This window comes from Microbacterium sp. EB106-03-03-XG65, from assembly GCF_058791955.1.
Window position 1 is genome coordinate 244,999 of record NZ_JBYTEB010000001.1, and the last position, 12,105, is coordinate 257,103.

At 67.3% G+C, this 12,105-nt stretch carries 10 protein-coding genes; 3 read left to right on the forward strand and 7 right to left on the reverse strand.

The window, feature by feature from the left end; genetic code table 11:
• Positions 1 to 48: 48 nt before the first annotated feature.
• The 4 genes from AC3WS6_RS01135 to AC3WS6_RS01150 all read right to left on the reverse strand — a co-directional run bounded on the left by AC3WS6_RS01135 (position 49) and on the right by AC3WS6_RS01150 (position 5,259).
• On the reverse strand, positions 49 to 1,488 hold the full coding sequence (locus tag AC3WS6_RS01135) for an FGGY family carbohydrate kinase (RefSeq protein ID WP_492499248.1): 1,440 nt from the start codon (positions 1,486 to 1,488) through the stop codon (positions 49 to 51).
• Between the two features lie 34 nt (positions 1,489 to 1,522).
• Complete coding sequence (locus AC3WS6_RS01140) at positions 1,523 to 2,965, reverse strand: FGGY-family carbohydrate kinase (protein WP_492499249.1); 1,443 nt, start codon at positions 2,963 to 2,965, stop codon at positions 1,523 to 1,525.
• A 14-nt stretch (positions 2,966 to 2,979) separates the two neighbouring features.
• Complete coding sequence (locus AC3WS6_RS01145; RefSeq protein WP_492499250.1) at positions 2,980 to 3,816, reverse strand: class II fructose-bisphosphate aldolase; 837 nt, start codon at positions 3,814 to 3,816, stop codon at positions 2,980 to 2,982.
• Positions 3,817 to 3,912: 96 nt separating this feature from the next.
• Positions 3,913 to 5,259: an MFS transporter gene (locus AC3WS6_RS01150; RefSeq protein WP_492499251.1), complete on the reverse strand. Its 1,347-nt coding sequence runs from the start codon at positions 5,257 to 5,259 to the stop codon at positions 3,913 to 3,915.
• A gap of 266 nt (positions 5,260 to 5,525) precedes the next feature.
• Between AC3WS6_RS01150 and AC3WS6_RS01155 the strand changes: the two genes are divergently transcribed.
• From AC3WS6_RS01155 to AC3WS6_RS01165, 3 genes are all read left to right on the forward strand, one after another.
• Positions 5,526 to 6,794 (forward strand): FAD-dependent oxidoreductase, encoded by a 1,269-nt coding sequence (locus AC3WS6_RS01155; RefSeq protein ID WP_492499252.1) that lies wholly within the window; start codon positions 5,526 to 5,528, stop codon positions 6,792 to 6,794.
• Positions 6,795 to 6,951: 157 nt separating this feature from the next.
• Positions 6,952 to 8,796, forward strand: a complete 1,845-nt coding sequence (locus AC3WS6_RS01160; RefSeq protein WP_492499253.1) for an AMP-dependent synthetase/ligase — start codon at positions 6,952 to 6,954, stop codon at positions 8,794 to 8,796.
• A gap of 17 nt (positions 8,797 to 8,813) precedes the next feature.
• Positions 8,814 to 9,737 (forward strand): DUF1295 domain-containing protein, encoded by a 924-nt coding sequence (locus AC3WS6_RS01165; protein WP_492499254.1) that lies wholly within the window; start codon positions 8,814 to 8,816, stop codon positions 9,735 to 9,737.
• A gap of 12 nt (positions 9,738 to 9,749) precedes the next feature.
• Here AC3WS6_RS01165 and AC3WS6_RS01170 read toward each other — a convergent pair whose 3' ends face one another.
• From AC3WS6_RS01170 to AC3WS6_RS01180, 3 genes are all read right to left on the reverse strand, one after another.
• Positions 9,750 to 10,340, reverse strand: coding sequence for a hypothetical protein (locus tag AC3WS6_RS01170; protein ID WP_492499255.1), 591 nt, complete (start codon positions 10,338 to 10,340; stop codon positions 9,750 to 9,752).
• 10 nt (positions 10,341 to 10,350) lie between these two features.
• The gene (locus AC3WS6_RS01175; protein WP_492499256.1) at positions 10,351 to 10,671 is read right to left on the reverse strand and encodes a DUF2277 domain-containing protein; all 321 of its coding nucleotides are present in this window, start codon (positions 10,669 to 10,671) and stop codon (positions 10,351 to 10,353) included.
• A gap of 121 nt (positions 10,672 to 10,792) precedes the next feature.
• Entirely contained in the window at positions 10,793 to 12,100 is a 1,308-nt protein-coding gene (locus AC3WS6_RS01180) for an MFS transporter (RefSeq protein WP_492499257.1), read from the reverse strand.
• Between the last annotated feature and the right edge of the window lie 5 nt (positions 12,101 to 12,105).

Consider the following 12,105-nt stretch of genomic DNA (forward strand, 5'->3'; position numbering starts at 1 on the left):
TTCTTACGATAGTCACCGCGGTCGATTGTTCCGACCGAGGTGATCGCGCTACGCAGACGCTTCCACGGGCGTGGCGTATCCCATCGCATTCATCGCCGCAGTGTGCTGCTCCTTGATCTGGGATTCACGCGTATTCTGAGGCAGCTCTGTCACCGCCACGGCCCATTCCGGGAAGGCGCCGTCGATGGCCGCGGCAGCCTGCATCGCGGCTCCCTTGGTGACGTATTCGTCCAGCTCGGGGATGACGACCGGCATCTCGACCATCTGCGTCAGCACGGTCTGCGCGGCAGCGCTCTGAGCGGCTCCTCCGATGAGGAGAATCCGTTCGGCAGCAATGCCGCATGCGGCGAGGGCATCGAGCATCGCGACCTGCGTCGCCAAGGTTCCTTCGATGACCGCGCGGGCGAAGTTCGGCCGAGTGAAGTTGGCCAGGGACGCCTGATGGAGCGATGCTCGAGCGTGCGGGAGATCCGGGGTTCGTTCGCCTTCGAAGAACGGCAGCAGAGTGAGGCCCTCAGCTCCTGGCGGTGCTTGCAGGGCGAGGTCGGACAGCTCGTCGTAGGTGCAACCGAGGAGCCCCGCACCGATGTCGAAATTTCTGGCCGCGTTGAGGGTGGCCACAAGGGGCAGATGGTCGCCGGTGGCGTCCGCGTAGCTGCAGACGTACCCGGCGAAGTCATGCACCGGGTCCGCCGTTCGCGTGTAGACGACGCCGGACGTGCCGAGCGAGAGAACGACGTCACCGTGGCCGATGCCGAGCGCGATGGCGGCGGCGGCGTTGTCGCCGCTGCCGACTCCGATGGGTATCCCCGCGGGGATTCCCGGGATCCCCGACGCAGTCAGGCCGGCCCGGTCGTGCGGTCCGAGGACCTGAGGAAGAACGGCTCGCTTCCCGAGCGCATGCTCGAACAGATCCTCGGTGTATGCCTCTGTCTCGCCCGACCAGTACCCGGTTCCGCTGGCTTCTGAACGGTCGGTCGTCAGGCGTTCGATGCCCCCGACGCCCGGTCCGAATCCCATGAGCCGCCAGGTCAGCCAGTCGTGAACGACGGCGACAGCCGCGGTGCGTTGCGCAGACTCGGGATCGGTGTCTCGGAGCCAACGGAGCTTGGTGACCGTGTCCGACAGGGTGAGCGGGAGTCCCGTCCGGCGGATCCATTCGTCGCGCCCGAGTTCGCGGTTCAGGTCCAACATGTGCGAGTGAGAGCCGAGATCATTCCAGAGCGGACTCGTGCGCACGACGGCGCCGTGCGCATCCAGAAAGATCGGGGTGTGCTGCTGCCCGCTCACGGAGATCGCCGCGACGTCGTCGAGGCCTCCCGCGCGGCGCACGGCGGTGAGGAGAGCTGTCCACCAGGCCTCCGGGCCGACGATGGTGTCAGACGGGTGCGATGCTTTGCCCTCACGCAGTTGCGCACCGGTCCGGAGATCGCGGACGGTGACCTTGCAGCTCTGCGTGGAGGAGTCGATGCCGGCGACGAGTGTCACGGTCAGATCTCCTCTCGAGGTCGAATGTCGATAGTCATGTGGGAAGCCCCTTCGCGTAATTCCACTGAGGGCGGATCTCATGCGCCCAGCGCTGAAGAGTCTCCGAGCGGCTTCGTTCCGGTTCCACCGTGAAAGGTCTCGTTTCTGCCCACCCACCGGAACGTTGAGACGCCAGAGCCTGAGCGCCTCGCGACACGACCTCTGGGAAGGTGGATGCGCTCAGCGGCGTCGAGAGAAGGTCGGCTTTCAGTTGCAGCCACAAGGCGTTCTTGCTGGCCGGACCGATGACTTTTACCTCTCGGGCGGTCGCCGGGAAGAGGCCGAGGACGTCCTGGTACTGCAGAACCATGCCGAGGAACGTTCCGAAGACGATCTCCGTCAGCTCCGTATCTGCCCGGAGCCCCGAGATCACGCCGCGTGCCCGGGAGTCCTTGGTGGGCGGCGGCGCTCCACGGAACTGCGGAAGGATGAGGGGAATCCGTTCGAGGTCGATGTCGCCGGAGAGGTATCGCTTGTGGAGAGCGTCGAGATGCAGGGAGAGCTGCTCACCGTCGAGACCGAGCATGGTCTGCAATGTCGCGAAGGCCGAGCCGCCGGTCGGGATGGACGCGAAGAGCGTGTACCCCCGACCTCCGCAAGCGATTCCGTTGGCGAGCTTGGCCTGCGCAGCCTCGCGAATGAGGTATGGCGCGTCGAGCGTGAACAGCAGCCCCTCGGTCGTTCCCGTCGAGTTCAGGAGCTCTCCGTCAGCAAGTTCCGCGCCCACGCCACCGACCATGTGGTCGTGGCCGGCGACGTGAACGTGAACGTCCGCCGAGAGCCCTACCTCCGACGCGAAGTCCGCAGACACAAGCACACCCTCGCTTGCCGAACGGAGGTCCGGAAAGACCGACGTCGGGACGCTGAGGAGGGCACAGACCTCGTCGGACCACTCGCCCGTCGTGAGGTCGAGCGCCATCGTGCGGCTGGCGAGAGTGTGCTCGGACCAGCGCTGTCCGGTCATGAGCGCCGCGATGTATTCGGCGATGTTGAGCCAGCGAACATCGCGGCGACCACCTGCCCGACCCAGCGCCCATGCGACCTTGGACAGCCCGTAGTTCGCATTGACCGGGAGTCCTGTGATCTCGTAGACGCGCGCGCGTTGCTCGGGCGACAGACCCGTGAGGAGTGAGGCCCCGCGGTGGTCGTGCCAGAGGATCATCGGGGACGCGAGAGCAAGGTCCGCGCCCACGAGCCCACCGGACTCTCCGACTCCGGTGATGGCGATTCTCTTGACGATGGATCGCTGCCAGCGCTCGAGCTGGCCGATGAATCCGGCAATGAGGCCAGTGAGCTCTTCCGTGTCGTAGATTTCACCGTCCGAGTCACGGCGCACGGGAGTGGGCTGCCGCGCGGACGCGAGAAGGCGCGTCTCGTCATCGAAGAGGCACAGCTTGACGCTGGTCGTCCCGATGTCGACGGTGATTGTCGGAAGCACGACGGTCCCTGAAATCAGATCGAAAGGTTGAACTGGCGGATCCGGAGCTCGACGACGTCCGCGATGGCTGCGACCGCCTTGCGAGAGACCTTGATGAGCGAGTGCTCGTTGGGGTTGGCGACGTAGGCTTCACCGAAGGTCCGGATCATGGCGTTGCGCAGGTCGCTGGCGATGTTGACCTTGACGACGCCGTACTCGTAGAGCTTCCCGAACTGCTCGACGGGAAGACCTGAACCACCGTGGATGACGAGCGGCACGCTGCTCTCCTCCTGGACGCGGCGCAGGAGGTCGAAGTCGATGCGGGCGTCGGGCGCGTAGCCGTGAACGTTGCCGACGGACACCGCGAGCATGTCGCAGCCGGTCCGGGTGACGAACTCCGCGACCTGACCGGGGTCAGTGCCGGAGGCCTCATCAGGTCCGATCTCGTCTTCCTTGCCTCCGATGGCGCCGAGCTCGGCCTCGACGGAGATGGTGAGCGCGGCGATCTCGCGGGCCTTTGCAGACAGGCGGACGTTGTCCTCGAATGTCTCCTCTGCGGTGTCGATCATGACGGAGGTGAAGTCGGCAGCGAGGGCATCCTCGACGGCCTGGAGGTTCTTTCCGTGGTCGAGGTGGAGTGCGACGGGCACGTTGGTGTTCGCAATTCGGCGGGACACCATGTCGTAGATGTACTCGTACCCGGAGAGCGCGACGTTCGTAGGAGCGACCTGGATGAATGTGGGGACGCCGGTGCGCTCAATGGCGTCGACGATCCCCATCGTTGTCTCGATGTTGGTCGTATTGAACGCGCCCGCGACGAGTCCGCGCGAGGTGCACTCTTCAATGACGTCGAAGCCGCTTACGAGTGGCATGTAAGTGTCCTTTCGTGCCGGCATCCCGGCTGGTATGGATAGATCCGTCCGTCCGTACCAAGACCGGTACGAGGATGCCCGATAAACGCGATTTGTTCAGTTCTTGGTGATTCGCTGGGCCGCTGTGTGCATTGACGTCAGCCCGTCGAGCGTGCCTCCCTCTGCGACGACGCGCTGCGCCTCATCGGGTACGCGGAGCCACCGGACAGAGATGCCAGCGAGGATGTACAGCGCGGCGAAGATGATGGTGACACCGCCCGCGCCGAGCGGCGCGAGGAACAGAGCCACGATGAGGGGTCCGACGAAAGTCGCCGCGCCGGCGCCGAGGTTCAGCACCGCGATGGAGTTACCCTTCTGCCCCGGGGCCATCAGAGACATGAGGACCGAGATCGGCGTGAACCCCGCGAGACTGACACCGAAGAGCGCCGCGCAGACTGCGGATACCCAGTACTGGTCGGAGACGTACTGCGGAATGAAGTAGAACGCGAGCACACTGACGGCGGACCCGATGCATCCGAACCAGCGGAGCGTGCGGTGCCAGCCGAGGCGGTCACTGAGAACACCAAAGAAGAGGTTCGCGAAGATGTTCGCCGCTCCCAGGATGAAGACGAGCTGCAGCCAGCCGGCAGTTCCGAAGCCGAGCTCTACGGCGAACACGGTCGGGAAGAACACGAACAGTCCGAACTGGGGCGCGGTGTTCACGACGCGCACGAGGCATCCGAGGCCGATGCGCGGGTTCGTGAATGCGATGGCCACACTGTTGATGAGGCTGCGGCCGGTTGTGACGTCGGGCGCCGCGAGACGCCCACCACCCTTGGCCTTGCGGAGGCCGACGAGCGAGACGATTCCACCGAGAATGACGAGTCCGAGTGACACCCAGAATGTCATGTACTCACCGATGAGGGGCTGCGTGCCGCTGGCGACGAGCGAGCCCAATGTTGGCAGACCGCCGGTGAACGCGAAGTAGAACCATCCGACGGCCGAGCCGAGCCGGTTTGCCGGGCTCGCGCCGAGCACCCAGACCAGGAATCCGTAGGCGAAGAACGGGTAGGCGATGCCGCGGAGACCGTAGATGACAAGCATGAGTGTGAAGTTCTCGGTGGGCAGAGCGACGCCGAGGAAGAGCACCTGGAGCACAGACCAAAGGATCAGGCCGAGGATCATCACCCGACGCGGGCCCCACACGTCGGACAGCGCGCCGGACAGCCAGGAGCCGAGGGTCACCATGAGTCCGTACACGGAGATGATGACAGCGGCGTTGGTCTCGGACCCTGCGCCATGCGCGGCAAGGTAGGGGGCGATGTAACCGGACTCGACCCCGTCGCCGATCATGAAGAGCAGCAGCCCCACAAAGCCCCAGATGAGTGGCTTGGGGAGTCCGAGCTTGTCGATGAAGCCATGTGCTTCCGATCCACCGGAGCGGATCGCCGTCGTCGCTGACATCTTGGTCCTTAACTGTAGCTGGAGGAACTGCATTGTTCGTCTTGTACGTACAGACAGTACCAGATGTTGATGGGTCGTGCACGATGACACTGTCCGGCGCCGCACTTGCTTGGGGTCAGGTTTCGCTGCCTCCGCTTGGGAGGCGCGTACTCGCCTGAGCACTATTGGGTCGAAGCGGCTCCTCGCACGCGCACGCCCGTCCTTCCGGACGTACGCTGGTGCCATGCAGCCCACGAGGATGACGCAGACTCCCGGAGCCGTTCCCCGTGCATGACGTGATCGTGATCGGCGCGGGGCTCGCGGGACTCCGCTGCGCCGGAGTGCTCGCCGCACACGGACTCGACGTCGCTGTGATCGAGGCCGCGGATGCCGTCGGAGGGCGTCAGCGCACCGACAACGTCGACGGGTTCCGGCTGGACCGCGGATTCCAGGTGCTGAATCCCGCCTACCCCGCGCTCCGACGCAGCGTCGACCTCGACGCCCTGGCGCTGGGGAGCTTCCCCGTGGGCGTCCAGGTGCGCACGGCGCAGGGTATGGCCGAGCTGCGGCATCCGCTCCGGCACCCGCTGTCGATCGCTGCATCGTTGCGGAGCGGACTGGTGAACAGGCAGGATGCCGTCGCACTGGCGCGCTGGGCCGCGCCGGCGCTGGTGCGGCCCCTCTCCGACCTCGCGCGGTACGACATCCCCCTGCGCGACGGATGGGATGCCGCAGGGCTGCACGGACCGCTGCGGACCGCCGTGCTCGAGCCGTTCCTCGCCGGAGTGCTGGCAGAAGACCGCGGCGAGACGTCGAACGCGTTCGCCCGACTGCTCGTGCGGTACTTCGCACTCGGCCGCCCCGGCCTGCCCGCTCAGGGGATCGCCGCCGTGCCGGAGCAGCTCGCCGCGCATGCCCGCGCCGACGGTGCCGCCATACATCTGGGCGTCGTCGCCGAGCGCATCTCAGACGTCGGCAGCGCTGTCGAGGTCGGCGTGATCGACGGCGATCCCCTCCGTGCGGCACGAGCGGTCGTCGCGGTAGGGCCGGATGCCGTGGCCGACCTCACCGGGGTTCCCGCGCCCTCGACGAACGGGCTCCAGACCTGGTGGTTCGCCGCCGTCGAGCCACCCACCGGTTCGGCACTGCTCGCGGTCGACGGACGAGGGCGAGGGCGAGGCCCTGTGGTGAACACCGTCGTGATGACGCACACCGTGCCCTCGTACGCTCCCGCCGGACACCACCTCGTCGCCGCGACCTGCCTGCTGCCGCACGGGGCCGCTGCCGCCGAGGAGGTCGACGTCCGGCGCCACCTCGGGGACATCTGGGGCACCGACGTCAGCGCTTGGAGGCTGATCCGTCGCGACGACATCGTCGACGCCCTCCCCGCTCAACCCGCGCCCCTCAGCCCCGCTCGACCACCGCGCCGCGCCGAGCGCCTGTACCTCGCGGGCGATCATCGCGACACCGCGTCGATCCAAGGGGCTCTCGCGTCCGGCGAGCGCGCCGCGCGCGCGATCCTGATCGACGCGGGCGTGCAGGCGCCGCGCGGCTGAGCAGTCCTACCGCCACGCCGCGCCCATCCGATTCGTCCAGGGCTCCGAACAGGAGATGATGGCACTGCATGCGCGCGCCCGCATGCTCCTTTCGTCCGTTCTAGCGAGGATCGCCGTCACGTCGTGAGCTCCCCCGCTCGATAGAGAGGACCCCCCGATGATCGAATCGTCGACCCCGCCGCTGGCCGACCTCGACGGGTATCGCAACGTCACCGATCTGCTGATCGCGCGCGCCACGGCAGCTCCCGACCATGTCGCGTTCGAGGTCGAGGCGACGAGCCGCGAGGGCGTGGATGCCGGAGCCCCCTGGCGTCCCGTCACGACCCGCGAGTTCGCGGATCAGGTGCGCGCGCTCGCGAAGGGCTTCATCGCCCAGGGAATCCAGACCGGAGACCCCATCGCGATCATGGCCCCGACCCGGTACGAATGGGCGGTCGCCGACCTCGCGGCCTGGTTCGCCGGCGCGGTGGTCGTGCCGATCTACGAGACCTCGTCGCCCTCCCAGGTCGACGCGATCATCGCCGACGCCGGGGTGCGTCTGGCCATCGGCGGCACGGCAGAGCACGCGGCGCTGCTTCGGGCGGCGCTGGCACAGACAGACGTCGCGAGCTTCGGTGCATGGACGATGGATGCCGCGGCATCCGGCACTCTCTCCGACCTGACAGCGAGCGGCATCGAGGTCACCGACGAGGAGCTCGAGGCGCGCAGGGCCGCGGCGACGCAGGACGACCCTGCCACGATCGTCTACACCTCCGGCACCACGGGCGAGCCGAAGGGCGTGGTGCTCACGCATCGGAACTTCCTCGGACAGGTGCTCAACATCGCGGCCGCGTACCGCGAGATCGTCAACGAAGACGGCAACACCGTGATCTTCCTGCCCCTCGCGCACGTGCTGGCGCGGGGCCTGCAGCTGATCTGCCTGGCGAGCGGCATGCGCATCGCGCACCTCTCCGACCCGTCGCGCGTCGTCGCCACCCTCGACACCCTGCGTCCGACGTTCCTGGTCGTGGTGCCGCGCGTACTGCAGAAGATCCAGGCCGCTGCCGCCGACAAGGCCGCCGCCAAGGGGCTGAGCGCCGTCTGGGCGAAGGCCCGGTCGACCGCGCTCGCCTGGGGGCGCCGGGAGGAGCAGCTCGACGCCGGCCGCACGCCCGCGCGAGACCTGCGGCTCGTCGCACGGCACCGCTTCTTCGACGCTCTCTTCTACAAGCGCCTGCGCACGGTCATGGGCGGTCGCGTGGGGTACATCCTCTCGGGCGGAGCGGCGTTGGATGCCGACCTCTCGCTCTTCTTCCGCGGAATCGGCGTGCCCGTCATCGAAGGCTACGGACTGACCGAGACGACGGCACCCTTGACCGGCAATCTTCCCGGTCGCATCGCCTCGGGAACCGTCGGTCCGCCCCTGCCCGGGCTCACGGTGCGCATCAGCGATGACGGCGAGGTGCTGGCGCGGGGCGTCGGCGTGTTCAGCGGATACCGCAATCCCGCCCACGACGAGGGCGCGTTCATCGACGGCTTCTTCCGCACCGGCGACCTCGGGCGGCTCGATGAGCGCGGACGACTGGTGCTCGAGGGCCGACTCAAAGAAGTGATCGTGACCTCGAACGGCAAGACGATCGTGCCGACCCGCTGGGAGAGCGCTGTCGAAGCGGACCCGCTCGTGTCGCACGCGGTCATGGTCGGCGAGGGCAAGCCGTACCTGTCCGCGCTTCTCGTGCTCGACCCCGAGCAGGCGCTGGCGTGGGCGGATGCCGAAGGCGTCAGCATCCCTCTGATCGTCGAGACCGACATCCGCGCCGTGACAGACCCGACGCTGCATGCCCACCTGCAGCGCGCCGTCGACTCCGCCAATGCTCTCGTCGCCCGCAGCGAGCAGGTGCGCCGCTTCAGCGTGGTCTTCGCCGACCTCGATGATCGCGGCCTGGTCACTCCGACCATGAAGCTCAAGCGCAGCGTCGTGCTGGACCGCGCGGCCGTCACCGTCGAAGACCTGTACCTCTGAGAACCGGAAAGAACGACATGTCCTCCCCCACCTCCTCCACACCGAAGTCCTCACGTTCCTCGCTGATCGCGATCATCGTCGCCCTCGTCATCGGCGCTCTCGTCGCACTCGCCGGCAGCCAGGGCGGTGCGACCGTCGGCGGCATCCCGCTGTTCGCGATCGCCGTGGCCGCGGCGTACGCGATCCAGATCCTCGCGTTCATCCCGGCGATGATCCTGCGCACGGAGCGGTTCTTCGACCTCACCGGCAGCCTCACGTTCCTCGCGATCTCCGCGGCGCTCGTGCTGCTGACGCCCATGCCCGACGCCCGCAGCTGGATCCTCGCGGCGATGGTGATCCTGTGGGCCGCACGCCTCGGATCCTTCCTGGCGATGCGCGTGCACAAAGCCGGGTCCGACGGGCGCTTCGACGAGATCAAGGGCTCTCCCGTGCGGTTCCTGCAGGTCTGGGTGATCCAGGGCGCGTGGGTGTCGATCACCGCGGCAGCCGCCTGGATCGCGATCAGCACGGATGCCGCCTCGCGGGCGCCCATCGGGTGGCTGACCGTTGTGGGAATCGTCGTGTGGGTGCTCGGGATGACGATCGAGATCATCGCCGACGCCCAGAAGTCGGCCTTCCGCGCCGACCCGAGCAACAAGCACGAGTTCATCCGCACCGGACTGTGGTCGCGCTCGCGCCACCCCAACTACTTCGGCGAGATCGTGATCTGGGTGGGCGTGTTCCTCACGGCTGCACCGGTGCTCGCGGGATGGCAGTGGGTCGCGATCCTGTCGCCGCTGTTCGTCATCCTGCTGCTGACCCGGGTCAGCGGCATCCCGCTGCTCGAGGCCCGCGCCGAGAAGAAGTGGGGCGACCGCGCCGACTACATCGAGTACCGCGACAGCACGCCCTCGCTGATCCCGCGGCTCACGCGGCCCGCCGTGCGGGAGCGCGCGGCGTAGCTGCCGGCCGGGCTACCCGCCGGGGCAGTCGCACGTGCTGCCGCTGTAGCACTGGCAGACGGGCGGCGGGTAGTCGTCTTGCGTGACCACCAGCCGCGGGTGCAGTTCTGCGAGCGCGATCACCTCGTCGTCCTCCGCGAGCTGTGGGATGTCGGGACACGTGGCCGGCTCCGTGACGATCGACTTCTCCGACGTCGAGAAGACGAGGTCGACGCACACGGCGGCGTCGCGCTGCGTGTACCACCACCCGCCGCCGGTCACGGCACTCCCCGAGGCGAGCAGCGTCAGGGTCGCACGGTCGTCGGCGGCGTCGAGACCCAGCAGTGTGTACGAGGCATTGCCCTCCGACTCGTCGATCCCGTCGCGATAGTCGGAGACGAAGGAGAGCTCGGGGATCGCCGTCTCGGGATCATCCGCGATGCGGTCTCGATACTCCCAGAGGGAGTCCTGCGCGCGCTCGATCGCATCCTCGAGGCTTCGGTCGACCTGCGCCTCGATGCTCGGGGAGCACCCGGTGAGCGACGACACAGCCACCACGGCGACGATCGCAAGGGCACCCGGCACCGCAGAACGTCTGTGCCGGGTGCGGGGTCGGAGCGTCATGAGACCGACGCTACCCCGCCGCCGTCGCCTTCGCCGCGCGCTTGGCCTCCTGGAAGACCCGGATCGCCTCGTACCTCTCGGCCGAGCGGGCCTGTCTCTTGTCGCGCTGCTCGTCGCGGTCCTTCGGCGGCGCGGTCGTCACGAGACCGTCGAGCAGCTGTCGCACGGAGTGCTCGATCTCTGCGACGGCTCGGTCGAAGACCTCTCTGTTCGCACGCGAGGGGGCGTTCGAACCCGAGATCTTCCGCACGAACTGCACGGCGGCCTCGTGGCACTCGTCGTCGGTGGCCGGCGGCTCGAGGTTGTTCAGCGGAATGATGTTGCGGCACATGCCTGCAACGCTAGATCGCTGAGCGCGGGAGTCAAGAGGGGTACACCTCCGAGACAGGAAGAAGCCCCCGCATGCATCGCATGCGGGGGCTTCGCCGGTCTCGGGGGAAGAGCAGCGGGGACTACTTCGAGACCAGCTCTGAGGGGAGATCATCGGCCGTGTTGACCGCGCGATGCTGCCGCACGGTCATGGTGAGGATCGCGCCGATGATCATGATGGCGCCCGTGATGTACAGCGCGATCGTCGCGACACCGGTGGTGTCCTTCACGAAGCCGATGAGGTACGGCGCCGCGAACCCGGCGAGGTTTCCCGTGGAGTTGATCAGCGCGATGCCGCCGGCGAGGGCTGTTCCTGCGAGCATCGACGTCTGGAAGCTCCAGAAGATCGCAGGGATCGACAGCGCGCCGGCATTCGCCAGGCAGAGTCCGATGATGCCCCAGACCGGATCGGTGCCCGCGATGATGCAGATCGCGAATCCGGTGGCGCTGAGCAGGAATGCCGCGGCGATGAACTTCCGACGCTCCCCCGCGCGGTCCGACAGGAACCCGAAGGTCACCATCGACACGATCGCGGCGAGGCTGGGCAAGGCGCTGAGGAATCCGATCTGCACGGTGTCGGTGATGCCGAGGTCGCCGATCAGGGTCGGCAGCCAGAAGCTGATGCCGTAGAGGGCGAAGTTGTAGGAGAAGTAGACCGCGGTGAGCAGCCAGATCAGCTTGCTCGTGAAGACCTTGCGCAGCGGGGTCTCGGCCTCGTCGACGCGCTCAGCCGCGAGCAGAGTGCCGAGGCGGGCGCGCTCGGGCTCGGTGAGCCAGGTGACGGTGCGGTAGTCCTCCTGCAGGCAGAACAGGATGACGATGCCCAGCAGCACGGTCGGGATCGCCTCGATGACGAACAGCCACTGCCAGCCCGCGTGTCCCCAGACGCCGTCCATGCCGCTGAGGATGTACCCGGAGACGGGGCCGCCGATCAGACCGGACGATGCGAGCGCGATGTAGAAGATCCCCCAGGCGCGACCGCGACGGCTGGCCGGGAACCAGTGCGCCATGTAGAAGAGGATGCCGGGGATGAATCCGGCCTCGGCGACACCGAGCAGGAAGCGCAGCAGGTAGAACATCCACTCGCTGTCGACGATGAACATGAGACCCGAGATGAGGCCCCAGGTGATCATGATCCGCGCGATCCATCGGCGCGCGCCGACCTTGGCGAGGATGAGGTTCGAGGGGATCTCGAAGATGAAGTATCCGATGAAGAAGAGCCCCGCGCCGAGGCCGTAGACCACGTTCGAGAAGCCGAGGTCGGCGCTCATGGTCGCCTGCGCGTATCCGATGTTCACGCGGTCGAGGTAGGAGAGGAAGAAGCCGAGCATCGCGAGCGGGAGCACGCGCAGCATCACCTTCCGGAAGAGCTTGTCGTCGTTGACGTTCATGGGGG